Raw genomic sequence first — 25,555 nt, forward strand, 5'->3', positions numbered from 1 at the left:
CACGCCGACGCGGCCCGCGACGGCGGGGGCCGCGGCGCCGCCCCCCCCCCCCCCCCCCCCCCCCCCCCCGCCCCCCCCCCCCCCCCCCCCCCCCCCCCCGCGCCGGTGGTCGCGGTGCACCACCAGGTTGTCCACGGTCACCTGCACCACCCCGAGGACGACCGACAGCGGGTCCACCCCGAGGATCGCGAGCCCCACCACGGACTCCCCCGTCCCGGCCCCGCGCGCGACGTCCGCGCCCGGGAGGACGGCGAGCACCACGCGGTGCCCCGTGTCGGCGAGGAGACGGCGGAACCCGGGGGCGGCGGCGGCTCCCGGCGTCTGGCCGGTGAGGACGCCCTCGGCGTGGGCCTCGGCCCGGTGCTGCCGGACCAGCGCCAGGACGGCGGCGAGGTCGTCGGGACGCGCCGTGCGCGTCGTGACGCGGGACCGAGCACCGGATCCTGACACAGAACCCTCCCTGGACGGTGGGCACAGCGTGCCGGGCGGATCGCCGTGCGTGACGGAGACGCGCCGCCGTGGTGCGCGCGTGACAGGTGCGGTGATCTCTTCCAGGTCACATCTCGCCCTGTGGGAACCGTCGTGCCCCGCCGCTGGGTTACGGTCCTGCCCACTCAGACGCCAGGGAGGTCGAGTGACGCACGCGCACAACCGTGCCGGCAGGCACGGCGGTCGAGGCGCGCCCGCACGCGTGGGTGCCCGCCGGACCGGCACGGGTCGGGGACGGCGGGGGCTGCTGCGGCTGCTCCTGCTGGCCGTCCTGGCGGGGTCCTTCGCCCTGCTGGTCCCGGGCCCGGCCGCCGCCGAGCCCGGGACCGCCGCCGAGTCGGTCTCCGGCACGTTCCGCACGAGCCTGAGCGGCCCCATCGAGGGCGTCGAGGTCACGGTCACGACCCCCGACGGCCAGGAGGTCGGGACCACCGAGTCCGACGAGAACGGGCGCTGGTCGGTGGACCTCCCCGGGCCGGGTCAGTACACCGTCAGCATCGACGAGGACGCCCTGCCCGAGGGCGTCACGCTCAACGGGGAGAACAGCCGGACCGTCACGGTCGACCCCGGGCGCAACCAGGGTGTGCTGATCGGGCTCAACGACGGCAGCCGGAACTCCGGCGGCGGCACGGTGCAGTGGATCCAGCTCTTCGTCGACGGGCTGCGCTTCGGGCTGCTCATCGCCATGGCCGCCATCGGCCTGTCCCTCATCTTCGGCACCACCGGCCTGACCAACTTCGCCCACGGCGAGCTGGTCACCATCGGCGCCATCGCGGCCTGGTTCATCAACGTCGAGGGCGGCGTGCCGCTGATCCCCGCCGCGCTGCTGGCGATGGTGGTGGGCGCCGGCATCGGCGCGCTCAACGAGCTGGCCCTGTGGCGGCCGCTGCGCCGCCGCGGCACCGGGCTGGTCGCCGCGCTGGTCATCTCGATCGGGCTCTCGCTGCTGCTGCGCTACCTGTACCAGATCATCTACGGCGGCCGGTCCAACGCCTACGCCGACTACCGCGGCCAGCGGGCGGTCGACTACGGGCCGTTCACGATGACCAACGCCGACCTCGCCTCGATCGTCATCGCGCTGGTCGTGCTGCTCCTGGTCGCGGTCATGCTGCAGAAGACGAAGATCGGCAAGGCGATGCGCGCCGTCGCCGACAACCGCGACCTCGCCGCGTCCTCCGGGATCGACGTCAACCGCGTCATCCTCGTCGTCTGGATGATGGGCGGCGCGCTGGCCGCCCTCGGCGGCGTGCTGCTCGGCCTCTCCGACGAGGTGCAGTGGGACATGGGCTTCCGGCTGCTGCTGCTCATGTTCGCCGGCGTCACGCTCGGCGGCCTGGGGACGGCCTACGGCGCTCTCATCGGGAGCATCGTCGTGGGGGTCTTCGTGCAGATGTCCACGCTGGTGATCCCCAACGACGTCAAGTACGTCGGCGGCCTGCTGCTGCTGATCGTCATCCTCATCGTGCGGCCGCAGGGGATCCTCGGCAGCCGGGCTCGGGTGGGCTGAACCGTGGCTGAACTCATCGACGCCCTCGCGATCGCCCTCAAGGCGGCGATCGGCTTCCAGGCGGTCTTCCTGGCGCTGCTGGCCCTCGGCCTCAACGTCCAGTTCGGCTACACCGGGCTGCTCAACTTCGGCCAGATCGCGTTCGCGCTGCTCGGCGGCTACGGCATCGCGATCTCGGTCGCCCAGTGGGGCCTGCCGTTCTGGGTGGGCGTGCTCATCGGCCTCGCCGCCGCCGTCCTGCTCGCCCTGCTGCTCGGCATCCCGACCCTGCGGTTGCGCGCCGACTACCTGGCCATCGCCACCATCGCCACGGCCGAGGGCCTGCGGCTGCTCTTCCGGTCGGTGTCGGCCACCCCGGTCACCAACGGCACGCGCGGCCTGTCCGGCTTCAACCAGGACTTCGTCGCGCTCGCGCCCTGGGACACCGCCGAGCGGTACGACCTGCTCGGCACCCGCTGGAGCGGCGCCGACCTGTGGGTGGCGCTGGTCGGGTGGATCCTGGTGGCGCTGGCCTGCCTGCTGACCTGGCTGCTCGTGCGCAGCCCCTGGGGTCGCGTGGTCAAGTCCATCCGCGAGGACGAGGACGCCGTGCGCGCCCTGGGCAAGAACGTCTACGTGTACAAGATGCAGGCCCTGGTGCTCGGTGGTGTGCTGGGCGCCCTCGGCGGGATGGTCTACGCCGTCGGAACCGGGTCGGCCACCCCGGACCAGTACCAGAACGCCAACACCTTCCTGGCCTACGCCGCGCTCATCCTGGGCGGGGCGGCCCGCGTGCTGGGTCCCGTCGTGGGGGCCATGCTGATGTACTTCATCATCCAGTTCGCCGACACGGGGCTCCGGACGCTGATCAGCAACGGGGTCATCCCGGAGGGCCTGCTCTCGGCCACCGACGTGGCCCAGATCCGGTTCGTGCTCATCGGGCTCGGGCTGATCCTGCTGCTGGTCTTCCGCCCCCAGGGCATCTTCGGCGACCGACGAGAGGTGATGCTCGATGCCCGCTGACCCGACCCCGCACGGCGCCACCGCTGCAGGAGCCGGCGCCCCCACCTCGCTCGGCAAGGGCGCGGCCCCGCAGCGGCTGGCCCAGGCCGCGCTGCGCGACGTCCCCTGGGAGGTCGGCGTCGCCAAGCCCGACCCGGCCATCGTGGTGGACGGCGTCACGCGCACCTTCGGGGGCCTGACGGCCGTCGCCGTCGACCACCTGGAGATCCAGCGCGGCGGCATCACCGGCCTCATCGGGCCCAACGGCGCCGGCAAGACGACGCTGTTCAACCTGCTCACCGGCTTCGACCAGCCCGACACCGGCACGTGGGCGTTCGACGGCCGCCCGCTGGGCAAGCTCGCCCCGCACCGGGTCTCCCGGCTCGGCGTCGTCCGCACCTTCCAGCTCACCAAGGCGCTGTCCCGGCTGACCGTGCTGCAGAACATGCTGCTCGGCGCCCAGGGGCAGAAGGGCGAGGGCTTCTTCCGCGCCCTGGTCCCCGGCGTGTGGCGCTCGCAGGAGCGGGAGAACACCGAGAAGGCCATGGAGCTGCTGCGGCGCTTCAAGCTCGACGCGAAGAAGGACGACTTCGCGGGCACGCTCTCCGGCGGGCAGCGCAAGCTGCTGGAGATGGCGCGCGCGCTCATGACCGACCCCCAGGTCGTCATGCTCGACGAGCCGATGGCCGGGGTGAACCCGGCGCTCACGCAGAGCCTCCTCGGCCACGTCAAGGACCTGCGCGAGCAGGGCATGACGGTGATCTTCGTCGAGCACGACATGGACGTCGTCCGCGACATCAGCGACTGGGTGGTGGTCATGGCCGCCGGCAAGGTGATCGCCGAGGGCCCGCCCGAGTCGATCAGCCAGAACCAGGCCGTGGTCGACGCCTACCTCGGCGCCCACCACGACGCGCCGCTGACCGTGGACGAGGAGGACCGGGTGCTCGCCGAGGCCGAGCGCTCGATCGCACAGGAGGAGGGCACCGGCGGGGACGTCCTCGACCCCCACCACCGGCCCCGGCACGGAGGGCACCGATGACCGACCCGCGGCACAGCACCGACCCGGCCCTGGAGTTCGACCGACCGGTCGACGCCGGGGTCGGGGACGACACCGACGCGGGCACACCGCGCGCGGGGGCGGCCGGCACGCCCGCGGACGCGCTGTCCCCCGCGGAGAAGGCCGCCACCCGCGAGGAGCACCTGCGGCTGGCCGAGGGCGCCCTCGTCCGGGCCGACGACCTGGTGGCCGGGTACGTCCCGGGCGTCAACATCCTGCGCGGCTGCGACTTCTACCTGCAGGACGGCGAGCTCGTCGGCATCATCGGCCCCAACGGCGCCGGCAAGTCGACGCTGCTCAAGACCATCTTCGGGCTCATCCCGGTCCGCTCCGGCGCGGTGTCGCTGCGTGGCGAGGACATCACCTCCGCGCCGGCGCACCGGCTGGTGTCGCTGGGCGTGGGCTACGTGCCGCAGAACAACAACGTGTTCCCCTCGCTGACCATCGAGGAGAACATGCAGATGGGCGCCTACCTGCGGCCCAAGGTGTTCAAGGAGCGGTTCTCCTACGTCTCCGACCTCTTCCCCATGCTCGGCGAGCGGCGCAGCACCAAGGCCGGGTCGCTGTCCGGCGGCGAGCGGCAGATGGTCGCCATGGGACGGGCGCTCATGATGGAGCCGTCGGTGCTGCTGCTCGACGAGCCGTCCGCGGGCCTGTCCCCGGCCTACCAGGACGAGGTCTTCATCCGCTGCCGGCGGATCAACGCGACCGGGGTGTCGATCATCATGGTCGAGCAGAACGCCCGGCGGTGCCTGCAGATCTGCGACCGCGGCTACGTGCTCGACCAGGGCCGCAACGCCTACACCGACACCGGTGAGTCGCTGATGCACGACCCCAAGGTCATCGAGCTCTACCTGGGGACCCTCGCGAAGGCCCACTGAGAGAGGCCCCCGCACCGGGGAAGGACGAGGACCTACGAGGTGGCCGGCCCGGGTCGCGCGGACCCGGCAGGGTCCCCGGACGGCGGCCGCCCCGCTCCCCCACGGGAGCGGGGCGCCGTCGTGGGTAGGGGCCGGGGATGAGCTGGACCTGGGAACTGCGCTCCCGCGACGGGGGCATGAACGGTCTGGAGCACGCGCGCGCCCTCACCGCCGGCGGCTTCTCCCGCGTGCTGGTCCACGCCGCGCCGGCGGCCCTCGCCGTCCGGGTGACCGCCGACGACGACAGCGTCGTGGCGCGGGGGGACGCCGACCGGTCCGGGGACCACTCCCCCCTCACCCTGCTCGAGCTCCGCGACGGCGGTGTGCACCGCAGCGAGGTGTGGCCCGACGCGCGGATGCACGGCCTGCCGGTGGTCCTGCCCGGTGGCGAGGTCGGCGTCCTGACCGCCTGGGAGCACGCGCCCGACCAGCTGGTGGCGCTGGTCGGTCGAGTTCTCCAACCACGTCGGCCGGCCCGCCGACTGGGCTCCCGCCGGCCAGCAGCTGCAGCGCTGAACGGCGCCGGCAGGGAGCGGCCGACCCCGGGCAACGCAGCGGCCCGGCACCTGGTCGGTGCCGGGCCGCTGCCGGTGGTGCTGCTGCGCCTCAGCGGCCCGTGGGGGCGCCGCCGTGGACGATCAACGCGCCGGGCCGATGCCCTGCGAGTTGAGCCCCTCGATGATCCGCGCGGACTCCTCGAAGCCGATCACCACGATGGCGTCGGGGTTGAAGTCCACCATCTGCTGGACCTCGGAGTCGTAGTTCGCGGCCTGCGGGTCGTAGGTGATGCTCTGGATGCTGTCCTCGGACAGACCGCTGTCGATGAGGTTCTGGCGGAGGTTCTCGGCCAGCCCGGTCCCGTACGGGTCGTTGAGGGCCATGATGCCGACGGTGTTGTTGCCGTCCTCGATGACCAGGTCCGACAGCGCGCGGGCCTGCAGGGTGTCCGGCGGGGCGGTGCGGAAGTACAGCCCGTTGTCGTTGTAGTCGGTGAACTGGTCCGACGTGTTGGCCGGGGAGAACTGCAGGACGCCGGCGCCGGTGATCCGGTCGATCACGGTGAGGCTCACGCCGGAGGACGCAGCGCCGATGATGGCGTCCACGTTGGCCTGCAGCAGCCGGTCGACCGTCTGCGTCGCGGTGTCGGTCGAGGCGTCACCGGAGTCACCCTCGACCAGCTGCACCGGCTGACCCAGCACCCCGCCCGCGTCGTTGATCTCCTGCACCGCGAGCCGGGCACCGGCGACCTCCGGCGGGCCGAGGAAGGCCAGGTTCCCGGTCAGCGGCAGCAGCGTGCCGATCACCAGCGGGTTGTCCGACGTGGTCCCGGGCGGCGCGGGCGCCGGCCCCTCGTCGGCGGCGGCGTTGCCCTCGTCACCGGCGATGACGTACTCCGTCGCGGTGTCGTCGAGCTGGTTGTCCTCGCCGAACTGCAGGATGCCGAAGCTGGCCTGGGCGGGCTCGCCCGGCTCGGTGAAGCTCAGCGGGCCGGACACGCCGTCGTAGTCGGGGTTGCCGCCGTTGTTGATGATCTCCAGGCAGGCCGTGTAGCTGTCGCAGGCCTCGCCGCCGAAGGTCACGCCGTTCACGTAGGGCGCGAAGTCCGGCGCCTGGGTGCTGCCGGCCAGCTGGGCGGCCAACGCGGTGATGATGATCGCGTCGTAGGTCTCCGCCGAGTAGTTGAAGTCCTGCAGGTTCGGGTCGATGGCCAGCAGCCGGTCCTGGAACTCGGTGCCGAGGTCGGTGAGCGGGGTGGTGCCCCGCATGCCGGCCAGCGCGCCTTCCTCGGAGAAGGACTCGCCGAGGGCGTTGCCCATGTTGCCGTCGCTGCCGTAGACGTTGACCTGCTTCTCGCCGGCCTCACCGCCTCCGCCGGCCGAGCCGCCCCCGCCGTCGTCGTCACTGCCGCAGGCGGTCAGGACGAGCAGGGCAGCAGCCGAGACCGCGGCGCTGCGCGCCAGGATGCCAGTGCGCATCAAGCAACTCCCACTGTTGTGTCGTGGTGCACGAGGCCGGCCCCTGGGGGACCGGCCCGGTCAGTGGGGGGACGTTAGCTGGCGTTCCGCCTCGCGAAAGCCGGGTCGCCCGGACCGTGACAGGGTTGTGACCTGCCGGATGGCGGAGGACCGGCCCCCGTGGACCGGTCAGTCCGAGGGGGTCTCCGCCGCCGCCGGCTCGAGGATCCGCTGCGCGACCGCCTTCATCGACGTCCGCTCGTTCATCGCCGTCCGCTGGATCCAGCGGAACGCGTCGGCCTCCGTGAGGCCCTGCTCGGCCATCAGCTTGCCCTTCGCCCGCTCCACGACCTTGCGTGCCTCGAGCCGCTCCTCCAGCGTTCGCACCTCGCCGTCCAGCGCGGTGAGCTCGGCGAAGCGGGCGCGGGCCACCTCGATCGCGGGCACCAGGTCGTTCTTGGAGAACGGCTTCACCAGGTAGGCCATGGCGCCGGCGTCCCGCGCCCGCTCGACGAGCTCGCGCTGGCTGAAGGCGGTCAGCACGATGACCGGGGCGACCCGCGACGCGGCGATCTGCTCCGCGGCGGCGAGCCCGTCCAGCACCGGCATCTGGATGTCGAGGATGACCAGGTCGGGCCGCAGCTCCGCGGCCCGGTCGACCGCCTGCTGGCCGTCCCCGACCTCGGCGACGACGGTGTAGCCCTCCTCCTCGAGCATCTCCTTGAGGTCGAGGCGGATGAGCGCCTCGTCCTCGGCGATGAGGACCCGGATCGTCTCGCTGCTCACGCGCGAGAGCCTATCGATGCCGGTCGGCCGCCACCGCCCCGCTAGGCTCGGCGGCGCACCGCCCTCCGCAGGACGGCGCGCCCCCGTACCCCAACGGCAGAGGGAGCGGATTCAAAACCCGCACAGTGTGCGTTCGAGTCGCACCGGGGGCACAGCGACGTCGCCGGCCACCTCCTCGGCGACGGGACGCCCCGGCGGGGCGATTACGGTGAACCGGTGACTGCGCCGTCCGAGATGCCCGCCGTCCCGCACATGACCCCCGAGGACTTCCGCCGGCACGGGCACGAGGTCGTCGACTGGATCGCCGACTACTGGACCCGGATCGGCAGCCTGCCGGTCCGCTCCCCCGTCGCCCCGGGTGACGTCCGCGAGGCCCTCCCGGCCGACCCGCCCGAGCGCGGAGAGCCCGTCTCCGCGGTGCTGGCCGACCTCGACCGGGTCGTCGTCCCGGGGCTGACGCACTGGCAGCACCCCGGCTTCTTCGGCTACTTCCCCGCCAACACCTCGGGGCCCTCGGTGCTCGGCGACCTGGTCAGCGCGGGCCTGGGCGTGCAGGGCATGTCCTGGGTGACCAGCCCGGCGTGCACCGAGCTCGAGCAGCACGTCATGGACTGGTTCGCCGGCCTGCTGGGCCTGCCGGACTCCTTCCGGTCGGACGGGTCCGGCGGCGGGGTCGTCCAGGACTCCAGCTCCGGGGCGAACCTGGTGGCCCTGCTGGCCGCCCTGCACCGGGCCAGCGGCGGGGCCACCGTGCGCCAGGGCGTGCGCCCCGAGGAGTACACCGTCTACGTCTCCGCGGAGACGCACTCGTCCATGGAGAAGGCGGTGCGGATCGCCGGCCTCGGCAGCGACGCCGTGCGCATCGTGGAGGTGGACGGCGACCTCGCGATGCGCCCGGCCGCGCTGCGCGCCCGCCTCGAGCGGGACACCGCCCGGGGTCTCACGCCGGTCCTCGTCTGCGCCACCGTGGGGACCACCTCGACCACCGCGGTCGACCCCCTCGCCGAGCTCGGCCCGATCTGCCGCGACCACGGCGTGTGGCTGCACGTCGACGCCGCCTACGCCGGGGTGAGCGCGCTCGCCCCCGAGCTGCGCGGTCTGCAGGCCGGCGTGGAGTGGGCCGACAGCTACACCACCGACGCGCACAAGTGGCTGCTGACCGGCTTCGACGCGACCCTGTTCTGGGTCGCCGACCGGGCCGCGCTCACCGGCGCCCTGGCGATCCTCCCGGAGTACCTGCGCAACGCCGCCTCCGACACCGGCGCGGTGGTCGACTACCGCGACTGGCAGATCGAGCTGGGCCGCCGGTTCCGCGCGCTGAAGCTGTGGTTCGTGCTGCGCTGGTACGGCGCCGAGGGGCTGCGCGCGCACGTCCGCTCGGGGGTGGCCCTGGCCCAGCAGCTCGCCGGTTGGGCGGCGGGCGACGACCGCTACGAGGTGGCGACGCCGCACCCGCTGTCGCTGGTCTGCCTGCGTCCGCGCTGGGCCGACGACGTGGACGCCGACGTCGCGACCATGACCCTGCTCGAACGGCTCAACGACGGCGGCGAGGTCTTCCTGACCCACACCACCGTGCGCGGGCAGGTGGTGCTGCGGGTCGCGGTCGGTGCGCCCACGACGACCCCCGCCCACGTCGCCCGGCTGTGGGCGCTGCTGTGCGAGAACCACGACTGGCTGGCCGCGGACTTCGCCGAGTCCGCCGCCGAGCGCGCCCGCGAGGCGGCCGAGCGGCGGGCGGCCGCGGAGCGGGCGGGCACCGCCGGGCCGCCGGCGCCCGCGGGGGACGGCCCGTCCACCGGTGGGTCCGAGACCCCGGCCGGCCAGGACGAGACGGCGCGCCAGGCCCGGGACCAGCAGGACCTGCCCGTCCCGCCGGCCGGCCCGGCCGGCGACGGGGCCGAGAGCACCGCGGTGGCCGGTGACAGGGCGGGGAGCACCGCGTCCCCGGGCGAGGCGGGGGACGACGCCGGGGAACCGCCCGCGGTGACCGAGACGGCCGCGGTCCTCGACGAGACCGACGCCGCGGCGCGGCCCGGGAGCTGAGCCGCGGCGCGGCCCGGGAGCTGAGCCGCGGCGCGGCCCGGGAGCTGAGCCGCGGCGCGGCCCGGGAGCTGAGCGGGGCCGCTCAGCCGCGGGCGCGCAGCAGGCCCTCCTGGGCCACCGTGGCGACGTGGGTGCCGTCAGCGGACCAGATCTGCCCCAGGCACAGCGCCCGCCCGGCCGAGGCGGAGGGGCTGTCCCCCTCGTAGAGGAACCACTCGTCGGCCCGCGCCGGGCGGTGGAACCAGACGGCGTGGTCGAGGCTGGCGCCGACGAAGCCGCCCCAGCCGGCGCCGAGGCGGGCGACGCCGGCCGAGAGCAGGGTGAGGTCGCTGGCGAAGGTCAGCGCGGCGGCCTGGACGGCGGGGTCGTCGGGCAGCCGGCCGCGCACGCGCAGCCAGGTCCGCTGCTGGGTGTGCGGTGGGGTCTTGGGCTCGGGCGCGAAGGGGTCCTCGAAGAAGCGCTGCTCCACGGCGGCGCTCATCGCCTTCATGGCGGCGCCGACGTCGGGGTGCCGGCCGACCATCTCGGGGATCCCGGGCAGGTCGTCGGGGCCGGCGACGTCGGGCATCGGCAGCGCGTGCTCGGCCAGCGCCTGCTCGCCGGCGGTGAAGTCGGCGGTGAGCCCGAAGATGGCGACGTCCTCGCCGCCGCGGTGCTGCCAGGCGAGGACGCGGCGGGTGGTGAACGTCCGGCCGTCGCGGATGCGCTCGACCACGTAGCGGATCTCCTCGTGCGGGTCCCCGGGTCGCAGGAAGTAGGAGTGCAGCGAGTGCACGCCCCGGTCGGCCGGGACGGTGAGGCCCGCGGCCCGCAGCGCCTGCCCGGCCACCTGCCCCCCGAAGATCCGCTGCTGGCGCGTCGTGGGCGTCTTGCCCACGAAGGAGTCCCGCTCGCGCTCCTCGAGCTCCAGCACCGCCATGAGGGGGGCGCCGCCCAGCACGTCGCTCACGAGTCCGTGCCCACCTCGTGCACCCGGATCAGGTTGGTCGAGCCGACGGTGTTCGGGGGGCTGCCGGCCACGACGACGACCCGGTCGCCCTCACGGAGCCGGCCGATGGCCAGCAGGGAGAAGTCGACCTGCTCCACCATGTCGTCGGTGTGCTGCACCTCCGGGACGAGGAAGGTCTCCACGCCCCACGAGAGGGCCAGCTGGCTGCGCACGCGGCCGTCGACGGTGAAGGCGAGCAGCGGCTGCCGGGGGTGCAGGGCGGCCAGCCGCCGGGCGGTGTCGCCGGTCTGCGTGAAGGTGGCCAGCGCCTTCACGTCCAGGGACTCGCCGATGTCGCGGGCGGCGCGCACGATCGCCCCGGACCGCGAGCGCGACCGGCGGACCAGCTCGGGAGCCCGCGCCTGGTCGCCCTCGACCGCGGCGATGATCCGCTCCATGGTGCGGACCGCCGCGATCGGGTGGCGGCCGACGGAGGTCTCCCCCGAGAGCATGACGGCGTCGGCCCCGTCGAGGACGGCGTTGGCGACGTCGGAGGCCTCGGCGCGGGTCGGCCGCGAGTTCACGATCATGGACTCGAGCATCTGGGTGGCCACGATGACCGGCTTGTTGCGCTCGCGGGCGGCCTGCACGGCGCGCTTCTGCACCAGCGGGACCCGCTCGAGCGGCAGCTCGACGCCCAGGTCGCCGCGGGCCACCATGACCCCGTCGAAGGCCTCGACGATCGCCTCGAGGTCCTCGACGGCCTCCGGCTTCTCCAGCTTGGCGATGACCGGGACGGTCACGTCCTCCTGGCGCATGATGTCGCGGACCAGCTCGACGTCGCGGGGCGAGCGCACGAACGACAGCGCGATGAAGTCCACGGACAGGTGCAGGGCGAAGCGCAGGTCCTCGGCGTCCTTCTCCGACAGCGCCGGGACGCTCACGGCCACGCCCGGCAGCGAGAGGCCCTTGTTGTTGGAGACCTCGCCGCCCTCGACGACCAGGCACCACACGTCCGGCCCGTCGACCTCGACGACCGAGAGCGCGAGCTTGCCGTCGTCGACGAGCAGCCGGTCACCGACGCGGACGTCGGCGGCCAGGCCCTTGTAGGTGGTGGACACCCGCTCGGCGGTGCCCTGGACGTCGTCGACGGTGATGCACACCCGGCTGCCGGTGCTCCACTCGACCGGCCCGGTGGCGAACGTGCCGAGCCGGATCTTGGGCCCCTGCAGGTCGGCGAGGACGGCGACGGCCCGGCCGGTGCGGTCGGAGGCCTCGCGCACCAGCCGGTACGCGCGCTCGTGGTCGGCGTGCGCGCCGTGGCTGAAGTTGAGCCGTGCGACGTCCATCCCGGCCTCGACCAGGGCGGTGACCTGTTCGGGGGACCCGGTGGCGGGCCCGAGCGTGCAGACGATCTTGGCGCGGCGCGTCATGGTCAGAACGCTAGTGGTCCGCCGGCCAGGCCTCTCACGCGGCCGGGGCCGTGTCCGTCACGTGACGGGCACGGCCCCGGCCCGTACCGCGGCCCGGCCCCTCTGCAGGGCCCCACCGCGAGCGGCGGGGGGCAGAGGGGTCCTTGCGTCAGCGGAGCGCGACCGCGGTGGGGGTCACCGGGCGGGGCAGCATCGAGCTGCCGGTCAGCCACTCGTCGACCGCGCCGGCGGCCGCCCGCCCCTCGGCGATGGCCCACACGATCAGCGACTGCCCGCGCCCCATGTCACCGGCGACGAAGACGCCGGGGACGGTGGACATGAACTCGCCGTCGCGGGCCACGTTGCCGCGGCCGTCGACCTCGACGCCGAGCGCGTCGACCAGCCCGGTGCGCTGGGCGCCGGTGAAGCCCATCGCCAGCAGCACCAGGTCGGCCGGCAGCTCGCGCTCGGTGCCCTCGACCTTCTGGAACCGGCCGTCGACCCGCTCGACCTCGTGGATGAGCAGCGCCCGCACCCGCCCCTGGTCGGGGCCCTCCTCGTGGCCGAGGAAGCGCTCGGTGTTGACCGCGTACAGCCGCTCCCCGCCCTCCTCGTGGGCGCTGGAGACCCGCATGACCATCGGGTAGGTCGGCCAGGGGTTGGCCGCCTGGTCCCGGCGGTCCGGCGGCGCGGGCATGATCTCCAGCTGGGTGACCGAGGCCGCGCCCTGCCGGTGGGCGGTGCCCAGGCAGTCCGCGCCGGTGTCACCGCCACCGATGATCACGACGTGCCTGCCGCGGGCGTCGATCGGCGGGGTGTCGAGCTCGCCGAGGGCCTGCCGGTTGCCGTGCGGCAGGTACTCCATGGCCAGGTGGATGCCGTCGAGCTCGCGGCCGGGGGCCGGCAGGTCGCGGCCGACCGTGGCCCCGCCGGAGAGGACGACGGCGTCGAAGGACCCGCGCAGCTGCTCGACCGGCAGGTCGTCCGGGCCGCTGCCACCGACCTCGACGCCGGTGACGAACCGGGTGCCCTCGGCGCGCATCTGGTCCAGCCGCCGGTCGAGGACGGCCTTCTCCATCTTGAACTCGGGGATGCCGTAGCGGAGCAGCCCGCCGATGCGGTCGGCCCGCTCGAAGACGGTCACCTCGTGCCCGGCGCGGGTGAGCTGCTGGGCGGCGGCCAGCCCGGCGGGGCCGGAGCCGACGACGGCGACCTCCTTGCCGGTCCGCTCCTGCGGGACGACCGGGGTGACCAGGTCGCGCTGGAACGCCTGGTCGATGATCTCCCACTCGATCTGCTTGATCGTGACCGGCGACTCCTGCAGGTTGAGCACGCAGGACCCCTCGCACGGTGCCGGGCACAGCTTCCCGGTGAACTCCGGGAAGTTGTTGGTCGCGTGCAGCCGCTCGATCGCCTCGGCCCAGTCGTCCCGGCGGGCGAGGTCGTTCCACTCCGGGATGAGGTTGCCCAGCGGGCAGCCGTGGTGGCAGAACGGGATGCCGCAGTCCATGCAGCGCGCCGCCTGCTTGCGGACCTCGGCCACCGGGAACACCGCGTCCTCGCCGCTGTCGCGGGAGAGGTAGACGTCCTTCCAGTCCAGGATCCGGACGTCGACCGGCCGGCGCGGCGGCAGCGCCCGGTCGTGCTTCAGGAACCCCGTCGAGTCAGCCACGAGCGGCCTCCATCACTGCCACGTCCACGTCCGTGCCGGCGGCCTCCGCGGCGCGCCGGGCCTCGAGTGCGCGACGGTAGTCGCGCGGCATGATCACGCTGAACCGTTCGGCCCAGCGGCCCCAGTCGGCCAGCAGCGCGGCCGCGACCGGGGAGTCGGTGTCGGCGCGGTAGCGCACGAGCACCTCGCGCAGCCACTGGGCGGACTCGCCGTCCAGGGGCTCGACGTCGACCATCTCGGCGTTGACCCGGTGGCGGGCCAGGTCGAGCACGTAGCCGATGCCGCCGGACATGCCGGCCGCGACGTTGCGACCGGTCGGCCCGAGGATCACCGCGCGGCCGCCGGTCATGTACTCCAGCGCGTGGTCGCCCACGCCCTCGACGACGGCCAGCGCACCGGAGTTGCGCACGCAGAACCGCTCGCCGACCCGGCCGCGCAGGAAGATCTCCCCCGCGGTGGCGCCGTAGCCGATGACGTTGCCGGCGATGACGTTGTCCTCGGCCGGGAAGGTCGCCTCCCGCGCCGGGCGGACGACGACCCGCCCGCCGGACAGGCCCTTGCCGACGTAGTCGTTGGCGTCGCCGAACAGCCGCATGGTGATCCCGCGCGGCACGAAGGCGCCGAAGGACTGCCCGGCCGACCCGGTGAAGGTCAGGTCGATCGTGCCGTCGGGCAGGCCCTCCCCGCCGAAGCGGCGGGTGACCATCGAGCCGAGCATCGTGCCGACGGTGCGGTTGACGTTGCGCACCGGCAGCTCGAGGGTCACCGGCCGGGCGTCGAGCAGCGCGCCCTCGCAGAGCTGGATCAGGGTCTGGTCCAGCGCCACGTCGAGGCCGTGGTCCTGCTCGCGCACCTTGTGCCGGGCGCCGCCCTCGGGCAGCGCGGGCACCGCCAGCATCGGGGACAGGTCCAGCCCCGCGGCCTTCCAGTGGTCGACGGCCTTGCGGGTGTCGAGCAGCTCGGCCCGGCCGATCGCCTCGTCGAGGGTGCGGAACCCGAGCTCGGCGAGGTACCGGCGGACCTGCTCGGCCAGGAACTCGAAGAAGGTGACCACGAACTCCGGCCGCCCGGTGAACCGCTTGCGCAGCTCCGGGTTCTGCGTCGCGACGCCGACCGGGCAGGTGTCGAGGTGGCAGACGCGCATCATCACGCAGCCGGAGACCACCAGCGGGGCGGTGGCGAAGCCGTACTCCTCGGCGCCGAGCAGCGCCGCGATGATGACGTCGCGGCCGGTCTTCATCTGCCCGTCGGCCTGGACGACGATGCGGTCGCGCAGGCCGTTGGCCAGCAGGGTCTGCTGCGTCTCGGCCAGGCCCAGCTCCCACGGCGAGCCCGCGTGCTTGAGCGAGGTCAGGGGCGCCGCGCCCGTCCCGCCGTCGTGCCCGGAGATGAGGACGACGTCGGCGTGCGCCTTGCTCACGCCGGCCGCCACCGTCCCGACGCCGACCTCGCTGACCAGCTTGACGTGGACCCGCGCCTCGCTGTTGGCGTTCTTCAGGTCGTGGATCAGCTGCTTGAGGTCCTCGATCGAGTAGATGTCGTGGTGCGGCGGCGGGCTGATCAGGCCGACGCCCGGCGTGGAGTGCCGGGTGCGGGCCACCCACGGGTACACCTTGGCGCCGGGGAGCTGCCCGCCCTCGCCGGGCTTGGCGCCCTGCGCCATCTTGATCTGGATGTCGTCGGCGTTGACGAGGTACTCGCTGGTCACGCCGAACCGGCCGCTGGCCACCTGCTTGATCGCCGAGCGGCGCAGGTCGCCGTTGGGGTCGGGCTCGAAGCGGTCGGGGTCCTCGCCGCCCTCACCGGTGTTCGACTTGCCGCCGAGCCGGTTCATGGCGATCGCCAGGGTCTCGTGCGCCTCCTGCGAGATGGAGCCGTAGCTCATCGCGCCGGTCTGGAAGCGCTTGACGATCTCGCCGGCCGGCTCGACCTCCTCGAGCGGCACGGGCGGGCGCTCGCCGGTCCGGATGTCGAACAGCCCGCGCAGGGTCGCGGCCTCGACCGACAGCGCGTCGACGGTGTCGGTGTAGCGCTGGAACACCTCGAACTGCCGCGAGCGGGTGGCGTGCTGCAGGAGGAACACCGTCTCGGGGTTGAAAAGGTGCACCTCCCCCTCGCGGCGCCACTGGTACTCCCCGCCGGTCTCCAGCCGCCGGTGGGCCCGCTCGGTGGGGTTCTCCGGGTAGGCGCGGCGGTGGCGCATGGCCACCTCCTCGGCGAGCACGTCGATGCCGACGCCGCCCAGGGGGCAGGAGGTGCCGGTGAAGTACTCGTCGACGACCTCGCGGGAGAGCCCGACGGCCTCGAAGATCTGGGCCATCGTGTAGGAGCCGACGGTGCTGATGCCCATCTTGCTCATGACCTTGAGCACGCCCTTGCCCAGGGCCTTCACCATGTTGCGGACCGCCTGGGCCGGCTCGATGCCGGTCAGGGCGCCGTCGCGGATCAGGTCCTCGACGCTCTCGAAGGCCAGGTAGGGGTTGACCGCGGCGGCGCCGTAGCCGAGCAGCAGCGCGACGTGGTGGACCTCGCGGCAGTCGCCGGACTCGACGACCAGGCCGACCTCCATGCGGGTCTTCTCCCGCACCAGGTGGTGGTGGACGGCGGCGGTCATGAGCAGCGACGGGATCGGGGCGCGGTCCTCGTCGCAGTCCCGGTCGGAGAGCACGATGATCCGCGCACCCGCGGCGATGGCCTTGCTGACCTTGGTGCGCAGCTGCTCGACCGCGTGGGTCAGCGCCGGCCCGCCGCCGGTGACGTCGTAGTGGCCGGTCACCCGGACGGCGGCGTAGCCGGGGAGGTCGCCGTCGTCGTCGATGTGCAGGATCTTGGCCAGCTCGTCGTTGTCGATGACCGGGTAGGGCAGGAACACCTGCCGGCACGACGCCGGGGTGGCGTGCAGCAGGTTCTGCTCCGGCCCGAAGGTCCGCCCGAGGCTGGTCACCAGCTCCTCGCGGATGGCGTCCAGGGGCGGGTTGGTCACCTGGGCGAACAGCTGCCCGAAGTAGTCGTAGAGCAGCCGGGAGCGGTCCGACAGCGCCGCGACGGGGGTGTCGGTGCCCATCGACCCGATCGGCTCGGCGCCCGTGGAGGCCATCGGCGTGAGCAGGACGCGCAGGTCCTCCTCGGTGTAGCCGAACAGCAGCTGCCGGCGCACGACGGACTCGTGGCTGGGCCGGGCCCGCCGGCGCTCCGGCAGGGAGGGCAGGTGCACCAGGCCGGCGTGCAGCCAGTCCTCGTAGGGGTGCTCGGCCGCCAGCGCGCCCTTGACCTGCTCGTCGCTGACGATCTTGCCGGCCGCGGTGTCGACGAGGAACATCCGCCCCGGCTGCAGCCGGCCCTTGGCGACGACCTCGGAGTCGGGGATGTCGAGGACGCCGACCTCGCTGGCGAGGACGACGAGGTCGTCCTTGGTGTGCCACCAGCGGCCCGGGCGCAGCCCGTTGCGGTCGAGCACCGCGCCGATGAGGGTGCCGTCGGTGAAGGCGACCGCGGCCGGCCCGTCCCACGGCTCCATGATCGAGGAGTGGAACCGGTAGAAGGCCCGGCGGGCCGGGTCCATCTCGTCGTGGTTCTCCCAGGCCTCCGGGATCATCATGAGCACCGCGTGCGGCAGGGAGCGGCCCGACAGGTGCAGCAGCTCGAGCACCTCGTCGAAGGTGGCCGAGTCGCTGAAGTCGCTGGCCGTGACCGGGAAGAGGCGGTCGAGCCCCAGCTCGGAGGCCGGGCCGGCGGGGCCGTCGAACAGCGCCGTCTCGAGCTTGGCCTCGCGGGCCCGCATCCGGTTCCGGTTGCCCTTGATGGTGTTGATCTCGCCGTTGTGCGCGATGACCCGGAACGGGTGGGCCAGCGGCCAGCTCGGGAAGGTGTTCGTGGAGAACCGGCTGTGCACGAGGGCGATCGCCGAGGCGTAGCGCTCGTCGCGCAGGTCCGGGAAGAAGGCGGGCAGCTGGTCGGTGGTCAGCATGCCCTTGTAGGTGATGGTCCGGGAGGACAGCGAGGCCACGTAGAGGGAGCTGCCGGCCTCGGTGGCCGCGCGCTCGGCCCGCTTGCGCAGGACGAAGGCCCGCCGCTCCAGCCGGGTGACGCCGTTGACGGCCACGTTGCCGCCGAAGGCCGTGGAGTCGGCGCGGGCGCCCATGGTCTCGGCGACGAACAGCTGGGCGAAGTGCGGCATGACCGCGCGGGCGGTCGGGCCGACGTCGGCGCCGTCCGGGTCGATCGGCAGCTCGCGCCAGCCCAGGACGGTCAGCCCCTCCTCGCCGGCCAGCCGCGCGACGTCGGCGACCCGGGCGGCCCGCTCGGCCTCGTCGACGGGCAGGAAGGCGATGCCGACGGCGTACTCCCCCAGCGGCGGCAGGTCGAAGCCGACCTCGGCGCGCAGGAGGGCGTCGGGGATCTGGGTGAGGATGCCGGCGCCGTCCCCGGAGTTGGGCTCGGAGCCGGCCGCCCCCCGGTGGTCGAGGTTGTGCAGCGCGGTGAGGCCGGCGGCCACGATGTCCCGCGAGCGGCGGCCCCGGACGTCGGCGACGAAGGCGACGCCGCAGGCGTCGGAGTCGAGGGCCGGGTCGTAGAGGCCCTGGGCGGCCGGGGCGGCCGAGAAGGGCACGGCGGTACCCGGGGGCACAGCGACGGCGGTCCCGCGGACGGGGGCTGCGGCGGGGGCGGTGGACTCGGACATGTCACTCCCGTCGTCGGCGCACCGCCGGGGTCCGTCGTCGGCGACGGGGGCGGTGGGGCTGGTGCCCGGGCCGGTGGTCGAAAGGGCGGAAGGGGCGGCACTGCGGGGGAGCCGAGGGGGCCGGGGGTCGGGCGGGACCACCGGGCCGGGCGGGCTCGCGAGCCCTGGGGGTGGGTGCCCCCCGGGGCTGTCGTCCGCGGGGCGGCGCTGGCCCGGTTCCGACGCGTGCGACCCCCGCCAGGATCGCTGGGAGGGTCTGGCAAGAGGGTACACACGCGTAACACCCGCCCCCTGCGGTGAACCCGGGGTGGCGGCGCGCCGTCCTCAGGGTTCGCGGCGTGGCGCGGGAGCGTCCCCACCAGGGGTTCCGCCGTCCGCCGCGGTGCCCGGCGCGGACGGCGCAGACGTGCCCGGCCGGTCGCCCCGCCGGGGGCCGGCGGCGGTGTCGTCCATGTCACGGCCCCGGGTGATGACCTCCCGCGGGCGCCCGCGCTGCCAGACCATGTAGGCCACCGCGAGCAGGCCGACCACCACCGCGGTGAACACGTTCAGCCGCACGCCGGCGAGGGTCTCCGCCGGGTCGGTGCGCAGCACCTCGATCCACACCCGGCCTGCGCAGTAGCTGGCCACGTAGAGCGCGAAGGCCCGGCCGTGGCCGAGCCGGAACCGCCGGTCGGCCCACACGACGACCGCCGCGGCGGCCAGGTTCCACAGCAGCTCGTAGAGGAAGGTCGGGTGGAAGGTCCCGAGCACGACGGGGGCGCCGTCCGGGCCGCGCACCGCCTCGGTGCCGGTCCACTCGTACACGCGCAGCGCCCAGGGCAGGTCGGTCGGCCCGCCGTAGAGCTCGTTGTTGAACCAGTTGCCGAGCCGGCCGATGGCCTGGGCGACCAGCAGGCCGGGGGCGAGGGCGTCGCCGAAGGCCGGCAGCGGGATCCCCATCCGGCGGCAGGCGATCCAGGCGCCGACCGCACCGAGGGCGATGGCCCCCCAGATGCCGAGCCCGCCCTCCCAGATGGCGAAGGCGCGCAGCGGATCGCCGCCCTCGCCGAAGTAGGCCCGGGGGCTGGAGACCACGTGGTACAGCCGGCCGCCGACGATCCCGAACGGCACCGCCCAGACGGCGATGTCCAGGACGTCGGAGGCGGCGCCGCCCCGCGCGACCCAGCGGCGCTGGGTGATCCAGATGGCGGCGACGATGCCGGCGATGATGCACAGCGCGTAGGCCCGGATCGGCAACGGGCCGACCTCCCACACCGCCTGGGTCGGGCTGGGGATCACGGCCAGGTTCATGCCGGGACCCGGTCCCGCACGCCGGCGGCGAGCTCGGCGGCCAGCCGGCCGGCCGCGGCGGCGCCCCGCTGCGCGTCCCCGTCGGCGTCGAGCAGCGTGCGGACGAAGGCCGAGCCGACGATGACGCCGTCGGCGAACCCGGCCACCTCCGCGGCCTGGGCGGCGTCGGAGACGCCGAGGCCGACGCAGACGGCGAGGTCGGGGGCGACCGCGCGGGTCCGGGCGACCAGTCGCTCGGCCGCGTCGCCGACGGTGGCGCGGGTCCCGGTGACGCCCATCGTGGAGGCGGCGTAGACGAACCCGCGGCAGGCCGCGGTGGTGGAGGCCAGCCGGGCGTCGGTGGACGACGGGGCGACCAGGAAGACCCGGTCGAGGTCGTGCCCCTCGGCCGCGGCCAGCCAGGGCCCGGCCTCCTCGGGGATGAGGTCGGGGGTGATCGCCCCCGCTCCCCCGGCGGCGGCCAGGTCGGCGGCGAACCGGTCGACGCCGTAGCGCTCGACGGGGTTCCAGTAGCTCATCACGACCGGGACCGCCCCGGCGTCGGCGACGGCCTCGACGGCCCGGAGCACGTCGCGCATGCCCACGCCCGCACGGACGGCGACGTCCACCGCCTGCTGGATGACCGGGCCGTCCATGCCCGGGTCGCTGTAGGGGACGCCGACCTCGACGACGTCGGCGCCGTTCTCCACCGCGGCCACCATCGCCGCGATCGACCCCTCGACATCGGGGTAGCCGACCGGCAGGTAGGCGACCAGCGCCGCCCGGCCGTGCGCCTTCGTCCCGGCCAGGACCTCCGCCAGGTGCGAGCTCACGCCGCCCCACCCGCCTCCCGGCCGGCGACGGCCGCGTCGTTGCTGACCGCGCCCTCGGTGGGCCGCTGGTCGGTGTCCATGCCGGCGCCGGGCTCGACGTGCTCGCGGTCGCCGAGGCCGAACCAGCGCGAGGCGGTCTCGACGTCCTTGTCGCCGCGGCCGGAGAGGTTGACCAGCAGCAGGGCCTGGCCGTCGCGCCCCCGCCCACCCAGCTCGCGGCCGAGCCGCATGGCCCCGGCCAGGGCGTGCGCCGACTCGATCGCCGGGATGATGCCCTCGGTGCGGCACAGCAGCGCGAAGGCCTCCATGGCCTCGGCGTCGGTCACCGGGCGGTACTCCGCCCGGCCGATGTCGTGCAGGTGGGAGTGCTCCGGCCCGACGCCGGGGTAGTCCAGGCCGGCGCTGATCGAGTGGGACTCGACGGTTTGACCGTTGTCGTCCTGCAGCAGGTAGGAGCGGGCGCCGTGCAGGACGCCGGGGCTGCCGCCGGTGATGGTGGCCGCGTGCCGGCCGCTCTCGACGCCGTCCCCGCCCGCCTCGAGCCCGACGAGCCGGACCCCCTCGTCGGGCACGAAGGCGGTGAAGATGCCGATGGCGTTGGAGCCGCCCCCGACGCAGGCCAGCACCGCGTCCGGCAGCCGGCCCTCCCGCTCGAGCACCTGGGCGCGGGCCTCGTCGCCGATGACCCGCTGGAAGTCGCGGACCATCTCCGGGAACGGGTGCGGCCCGGCGACGGTGCCGAAGACGTAGTTCGTGGTCTCGACGTTGGTGACCCAGTCGCGGAAGGCCTCGTTGATCGCGTCCTTGAGGGTGCGCGACCCGGTGGTGACCGGGACGACCTCGGCGCCGAGCAGCCGCATGCGGGCGACGTTGAGCGCCTGCCGGCGGGTGTCCTCCTCGCCCATGTAGACGGTGCAGGACAGCCCCAGGAGCGCGGCCGCCGTCGCGGTGGCGACCCCGTGCTGACCGGCGCCGGTCTCGGCGATGACCCGCTGCTTGCCGATCCGCCGGGTCAGCAGCGCCTGGCCCAGCACGTTGTTGATCTTGTGCGAGCCGGTGTGGTTGAGGTCCTCGCGCTTGAGCAGCACCCGGACGCCTCCGCAGTGCTCGGCGAAACGCGGCACCTCGGTGACCGGGCTCGGCCGGCCGGTGTAGTCGCGCTGCAGCTGCGCGAACTCGGCGCGGAAGGCGGGGTCGACGCGCATGGCCCGGTAGGCCTCGGTGAGCTCGTCGAGGGCGGCGACCAGGGCCTCGGGGACGAACCGGCCGCCGAAGACGCCGAAGTGGCCGGTGGCGTCGGGCCAGCTCGGCCGGGGCGGCTCGAGACGGTCCTCCGGCGGTGAGACGGCGCTCGTGGTCATGGCGCCAGTGTCCCGCGCGCGGCAGGGGAGGTGGTGGAGGGGGTGACGCGACCGGCGGTTCGGTCCCGGTGGGGACCGGGACCGGGCCCGACCCCGCCCCGTCAGCGGGTGGTGCGCGGGGTCGCCGGGTGGGATCCGGCGGTCACCAGGTCGGCCACGGCCTGGCGGGCGTCGCCCGCGGTGACCAGGCCCTCCCCCACGAGGACGGCGTCGGCGCCGGCCGCGGCGTACGAGATGAGGTCGTGGGGGCCCCGGACCCCGGACTCTGCCACCTTGACGATCTCCGAGGGCAGGCCGGGTGCGATCCGCTCGAAGGTCGACCGGTCCACGGCCAGGGTGGTGAGGTCGCGGGCGTTGACGCCGATGACGGAGGCGCCGGCGGCCAGCGCGCGGTCGGCCTCGGCCTCGGTGTGCACCTCGACGAGGGCGGTCATGCCGAGCGACTCCACCCGCTCCAGCAGGCCGAGGAGGGCGTTCTGCTCGAGCGCGGCGACGATGAGCAGGACGACGTCGGCGCCGTGCGCGCGGGCCTCGTGCACCTGGTAGCTGGAGACCACGAAGTCCTTGCACAGGACCGGGACGTCGACGGCGGCCCGGACGGCGGCGAGGTCGGCCTGCGCCCCGCCGAAGCGCCGCCGCTCGGTGAGCACGCTGATCACCCGGGCGCCGCCGTCGGCGTACTGGCGGGCGAGCACGGCGGGGTCGGGGATGTCGGCGAGCGCGCCCTTCGACGGGCTCTGCCGCTTGACCTCGGCGATCACGCCGACACCCGGGGCGCGCAGCGCGGCCAGGGCGTCCAGGGCCGGCCGGGTGTCCCGGGCGGCGGCCTTCACCTCGGCCAGCGGGGTCCGCGCCTCCCGGGCGGCGAGGTCCTCGCGGACCCCGGCGACGATCTCGTCGAGCACGGACACGAGCGCTCCCCGCTGCCGGTGGTTCGGTGGGCGTCCCCCGCCCGGGTCGGTGGACCCACTCTAGGGGCGGCGTCCCCCGGCCCGACCGCGGGGTGCGACCGGCGGGTGTTCAGCGCCCGCTCGGCGGGTAGTCCGCCCGATTGCCGTCGGCCGCCCGCGGCCGGTCGCCGGCCGGCTCCCCGCCCCGGTCGTCGGTCGGGTCGTCGGTCGGGTCGTCGGTCGGGTCGTCGGTCGGGTCATCGCCGCGGTCGAGGGCGCGCCAGGCGTCCAGGGCCCGGTCCCCGTCGGTGCGCGGGCGAGCCGGCGCGGGCGCCCCGGTCCGCTCGTACCGCCGTCCCAGGCCGGGCCAGGACGGCCCGCGCAGGACGGTGAGCAGGCCCGCCGCGACCGCGACGACCCCGGCGACGACGGCCAGCAGCGGCCAGCCGGCGTGCACGTCGGCGCTCGCGCCGACGCCGGTGCCGGCGGCCGGGTCGCCCACCAGCGGGCGCAGGCCCGACCAGCCGAGCACGCCGCCGGCCAGCGCGGTGAGCAGGCCGACCACCCGTCGCCCGGCGCCGCGGACCGCGACGACGGCCACCGCGGCCGCGAGCAGGAGCAGGCCGGCCGCGGGGACCAGCGGGGCGGCCTGCCCGCCGGCGAGGACGTCGGTCGTCGGCGGCAGCGGGGCCGGGCGGGCGACCGTCAGCGTCAGCCAGGCCTGCCCGCCGGCGGAGAGGGCCAGCCCGCCGGCGACGGCCGAGCCCACGACCGCCACCGCCGTCTCCCGCCGGTGCCGGCGGGAGGTGCCGCCGGCCGGCGGCCCGCCCGGCTCGTTCCCCGGCCGGCTCACCGCAGCTCCCGCATGCCCTCCGCCGTGGCGATGGCGGTGAGCACGGCCCGGGCCTTGTGGCGGGTCTCGGCCTCCTCGGTCGCGGGGTCGCTGTCGGCGACGACCCCGGCGCCGGCCTGCACGTAGGCCCGGCCCTGGTGCAGCACCGCGGTGCGGATGGCGATGGCCATGTCCAGGTCGCCGCTGGCGTCGACGTAGCCGACCGTGCCGGCGTACAGGGCGCGGCGGGTGGGTTCCAGGGACTCGATGATCTCCATCGCGCGCGGCTTCGGGGCACCGGAGACGGTGCCGGCCGGGAAGGTCGCGTCGACGACGTCGAGGGCGTCCCACCCGGGCGCGACCTCGCCGGCCACGGTGGACACCAGGTGCATGACGTGGCTGTAGTGCTCGACCCGCATGAAATCGGGCACCTCGACGGTCCCCGGGACGCACACCCGGCCGAGGTCGTTGCGGGCCAGGTCGACCAGCATGACGTGCTCGGCCCGCTCCTTGGGATCGGCGAGCAGCCCCTCGGCCAGCCGGAGGTCCTCCTCCGGTGTCGCCCCGCGGGGGCGGGTGCCGGCCGGCGGGTGCACCACCGCGGAGCGACCGGTCACCGTGACCAGGGCCTCGGGCGAGGAGCCCACCACGTCGAAGGGCGACTCCCGGCCGGCGAAGCGCAGCAGGTACATGTACGGCGAGGGGTTGGTCGCCCGCAGCACCCGGTAGAGGTCGAGGGCGTCCACCCGCGTGGGGACCTCGAAGCGCTGGGCGAGGACGACCTGGAAGGCGTCGCCGGCCCGGATGTGCTCGCGCACGGTCTCCACGGCGGCCTCGTACCGGCCCGGCGCCATGGTGCTGGTGACCGGCGGCGGCTCGGCGGTGGCGAAGGTGGCCACGCCGGGGGAACCGGCTTTGGTGAGGTCGGCGGTCATCGCGTCCAGGCGGGCGACGGCGTCGTCCCAGGCGGCGCCCGGGTCGGCGCCGGGGCGCAGCGCGTTGGCGATGAGCAGCACCGTGCCGTCGTGGTGGTCGAGCACCGCCAGGTCGGTGACCAGCGCCATCGCCAGCTCGGGCATGCCCAGGTCGTCGGTGCTCGTCTCCGGCAGCCGCTCCAGCCGGCGGACGACGTCGTAGCCCAGGTAGCCGACCAGGCCGCCGGTCAGCGGGGGCAGCCCGGGGTCGCGGGGCGAGCGCAGCCGGCGGGCCAGCGTGCGGACGGCGGCCAGCGGGTCGGCGGGCAGGTCGTCGGTCAGCCCGGGCACCGGGTCGCCCAGCCACCGGGTGGCGCCGTCGGCCTCGGTGAGCACGCCGGCGCTGCGCACCCCCACGAAGCTGTAGCGGGCCCAGCGCTTGCCCTGCTCGGCCGACTCGAGCAGCACGGTGCCGGGGCGGTTGCCGGCCAGGGCCCGGTAGACCCCGACCGCGGTCGCGCCGTCGGCCAGCAGCCGGCGGGTGACCGGGACGACCGCCTGGTCGAGCGCCGCGAAGTCCTCGCGGGAGGGGACGGTCTCACCCAGCCGCACGGGTCACCCCCAGGGGATGCGAGAAGCAGCTGCGGGTGCCGGTGTGGCAGGCCGGGCCCTCCTGGTCGACCAGCACGAGCAGGGCGTCGCCGTCGCAGTCGAGGCGGACGTCGCGCACCCACTGCCGGTGCCCGGAGGTCTCCCCTTTCACCCAGTGCTCGCGGCGGCTGCGCGACCAGTAGGTCGCCCGGCCGGTGGTGAGGGTGCGCCGCAGGGCCTCGTCGTCCATCCAGGCGAGCATGAGGACCTCGCCGGTGTCGTGCTGCTGGACGACGGCGGCGACCAGCCCGGCGGGGGGGGGGGGGGGGGGGGGGGGGGGGGGGCGGGGGGGGGGGCGGGGGGGGGGGGGGGGGGGGGGGGGGGGGGGGCGGGCGGGGCGGCGTCCCCGCGCGGCGCCTGCTTCTCAGATA

The 25,555-nt window shown here is 74.7% G+C and carries 18 protein-coding genes, 1 tRNA gene and 1 pseudogene; 7 read left to right on the forward strand and 13 right to left on the reverse strand.

The features are described from left to right. Positions 1-691 precede the first annotated feature (691 nt). The 5 genes and pseudogenes from ACI8AC_RS23505 to ACI8AC_RS23525 all read left to right on the forward strand — a co-directional run. Positions 692-1,996: an ABC transporter permease subunit gene (locus ACI8AC_RS23505; protein WP_456900272.1), complete on the forward strand. Its 1,305-nt coding sequence runs from the start codon at positions 692-694 to the stop codon at positions 1,994-1,996. Between the two features lie 3 nt (positions 1,997-1,999). Then, positions 2,000-2,998 carry a branched-chain amino acid ABC transporter permease gene (locus ACI8AC_RS23510; RefSeq protein ID WP_456900273.1) on the forward strand — a complete coding sequence of 333 codons (999 nt, stop codon included), beginning with the start codon at positions 2,000-2,002 and terminating at the stop codon, positions 2,996-2,998. After that, entirely contained in the window at positions 2,988-4,016 is a 1,029-nt protein-coding gene (locus tag ACI8AC_RS23515) for an ABC transporter ATP-binding protein (RefSeq protein ID WP_456900274.1), read from the forward strand. The genes ACI8AC_RS23510 and ACI8AC_RS23515 overlap by 11 nt, the downstream gene beginning before the upstream one ends. Then, entirely contained in the window at positions 4,013-4,915 is a 903-nt protein-coding gene (locus ACI8AC_RS23520) for an ABC transporter ATP-binding protein (protein ID WP_456900275.1), read from the forward strand. Before ACI8AC_RS23515 ends, ACI8AC_RS23520 begins: the two co-directional genes overlap by 4 nt. Before the next feature lie 137 nt (positions 4,916-5,052). Beyond that, positions 5,053-5,373, forward strand: a pseudogene (locus tag ACI8AC_RS23525) (DUF7712 family protein); the annotation flags it as partial. 219 nt (positions 5,374-5,592) lie between these two features. Here ACI8AC_RS23525 and ACI8AC_RS23530 read toward each other — a convergent pair. Further along, entirely contained in the window at positions 5,593-6,930 is a 1,338-nt protein-coding gene (locus ACI8AC_RS23530) for an ABC transporter substrate-binding protein (protein ID WP_456900276.1), read from the reverse strand. 168 nt (positions 6,931-7,098) lie between these two features. After that, positions 7,099-7,695, reverse strand: coding sequence for an ANTAR domain-containing response regulator (locus tag ACI8AC_RS23535; RefSeq protein WP_456900277.1), 597 nt, complete (start codon positions 7,693-7,695; stop codon positions 7,099-7,101). A 79-nt stretch (positions 7,696-7,774) separates the two neighbouring features. Here ACI8AC_RS23535 and ACI8AC_RS23540 point away from each other — a divergent pair. Both ACI8AC_RS23540 and ACI8AC_RS23545 read left to right on the forward strand, forming a co-directional pair. Further along, a tRNA-Leu gene (locus ACI8AC_RS23540) sits at positions 7,775-7,847 on the forward strand. A gap of 64 nt (positions 7,848-7,911) precedes the next feature. Then, positions 7,912-9,738 carry a pyridoxal-dependent decarboxylase gene (locus ACI8AC_RS23545; RefSeq protein WP_456900278.1) on the forward strand — a complete coding sequence of 609 codons (1,827 nt, stop codon included), beginning with the start codon at positions 7,912-7,914 and terminating at the stop codon, positions 9,736-9,738. An 82-nt stretch (positions 9,739-9,820) separates the two neighbouring features. Here ACI8AC_RS23545 and ACI8AC_RS23550 read toward each other — a convergent pair whose 3' ends face one another. The 11 genes from ACI8AC_RS23550 to hisI form a co-directional block, all read right to left on the reverse strand. Further along, complete coding sequence (locus ACI8AC_RS23550; protein ID WP_456900279.1) at positions 9,821-10,687, reverse strand: acyl-CoA thioesterase; 867 nt, start codon at positions 10,685-10,687, stop codon at positions 9,821-9,823. Then, positions 10,684-12,099: a pyruvate kinase gene (gene pyk, locus ACI8AC_RS23555; protein WP_456900280.1), complete on the reverse strand. Its 1,416-nt coding sequence runs from the start codon at positions 12,097-12,099 to the stop codon at positions 10,684-10,686. Before pyk ends, ACI8AC_RS23550 begins: the two co-directional genes overlap by 4 nt. A gap of 148 nt (positions 12,100-12,247) precedes the next feature. Next, complete coding sequence (locus ACI8AC_RS23560; protein WP_456900281.1) at positions 12,248-13,750, reverse strand: glutamate synthase subunit beta; 1,503 nt, start codon at positions 13,748-13,750, stop codon at positions 12,248-12,250. Next, positions 13,743-18,431: a glutamate synthase large subunit gene (gene gltB, locus ACI8AC_RS23565; RefSeq protein ID WP_456900282.1), complete on the reverse strand. Its 4,689-nt coding sequence runs from the start codon at positions 18,429-18,431 to the stop codon at positions 13,743-13,745. The genes ACI8AC_RS23560 and gltB overlap by 8 nt, the downstream gene beginning before the upstream one ends. Before the next feature lie 324 nt (positions 18,432-18,755). Then, positions 18,756-19,724 carry a prolipoprotein diacylglyceryl transferase gene (lgt, locus tag ACI8AC_RS23570; RefSeq protein WP_456900283.1) on the reverse strand — a complete coding sequence of 323 codons (969 nt, stop codon included), beginning with the start codon at positions 19,722-19,724 and terminating at the stop codon, positions 18,756-18,758. Beyond that, the gene (trpA, locus tag ACI8AC_RS23575; protein ID WP_456900284.1) at positions 19,721-20,536 is read right to left on the reverse strand and encodes a tryptophan synthase subunit alpha; all 816 of its coding nucleotides are present in this window, start codon (positions 20,534-20,536) and stop codon (positions 19,721-19,723) included. The genes lgt and trpA overlap by 4 nt, the downstream gene beginning before the upstream one ends. Then, positions 20,533-21,897, reverse strand: a complete 1,365-nt coding sequence (trpB, locus tag ACI8AC_RS23580; RefSeq protein ID WP_456900285.1) for a tryptophan synthase subunit beta — start codon at positions 21,895-21,897, stop codon at positions 20,533-20,535. Before trpB ends, trpA begins: the two co-directional genes overlap by 4 nt. Positions 21,898-21,998: 101 nt before the next feature. Next, complete coding sequence (gene trpC, locus ACI8AC_RS23585) at positions 21,999-22,808, reverse strand: indole-3-glycerol phosphate synthase TrpC (protein ID WP_456900286.1); 810 nt, start codon at positions 22,806-22,808, stop codon at positions 21,999-22,001. A 109-nt stretch (positions 22,809-22,917) separates the two neighbouring features. Further along, on the reverse strand, positions 22,918-23,640 hold the full coding sequence (locus ACI8AC_RS23590; protein ID WP_456900287.1) for a Trp biosynthesis-associated membrane protein: 723 nt from the start codon (positions 23,638-23,640) through the stop codon (positions 22,918-22,920). Continuing rightward, positions 23,637-25,145 (reverse strand): anthranilate synthase component I, encoded by a 1,509-nt coding sequence (locus tag ACI8AC_RS23595; RefSeq protein ID WP_456900288.1) that lies wholly within the window; start codon positions 25,143-25,145, stop codon positions 23,637-23,639. Before ACI8AC_RS23595 ends, ACI8AC_RS23590 begins: the two co-directional genes overlap by 4 nt. Continuing rightward, complete coding sequence (hisI, locus tag ACI8AC_RS23600) at positions 25,132-25,431, reverse strand: phosphoribosyl-AMP cyclohydrolase (RefSeq protein WP_456900289.1); 300 nt, start codon at positions 25,429-25,431, stop codon at positions 25,132-25,134. The genes ACI8AC_RS23595 and hisI overlap by 14 nt, the downstream gene beginning before the upstream one ends. Between the last annotated feature and the right edge of the window lie 124 nt (positions 25,432-25,555).

This window comes from Geodermatophilus sp. SYSU D00758, from assembly GCF_054049955.1.

Excerpts from the sequence above, each read along its gene's own strand:
- lgt (WP_456900283.1), bottom strand. The coding sequence starts at position 19,724 with ATGAACCTGGCCGTGATCCCCAGCCCGACCCAGGCGGTGTGGGAGGTC.
- ACI8AC_RS23520 (WP_456900275.1), top strand. The coding sequence starts at position 4,013 with ATGACCGACCCGCGGCACAGCACCGACCCGGCCCTGGAGTTCGACCGA.
- ACI8AC_RS23530 (WP_456900276.1), bottom strand. The coding sequence starts at position 6,930 with ATGCGCACTGGCATCCTGGCGCGCAGCGCCGCGGTCTCGGCTGCTGCC.
- trpB (WP_456900285.1), bottom strand. The coding sequence starts at position 21,897 with ATGACCACGAGCGCCGTCTCACCGCCGGAGGACCGTCTCGAGCCGCCC.
- pyk (WP_456900280.1), bottom strand. The coding sequence starts at position 12,099 with ATGACGCGCCGCGCCAAGATCGTCTGCACGCTCGGGCCCGCCACCGGG.
- ACI8AC_RS23515 (WP_456900274.1), top strand. The coding sequence starts at position 2,988 with ATGCCCGCTGACCCGACCCCGCACGGCGCCACCGCTGCAGGAGCCGGC.
- gltB (WP_456900282.1), bottom strand. The coding sequence starts at position 18,431 with ATGTCCGAGTCCACCGCCCCCGCCGCAGCCCCCGTCCGCGGGACCGCC.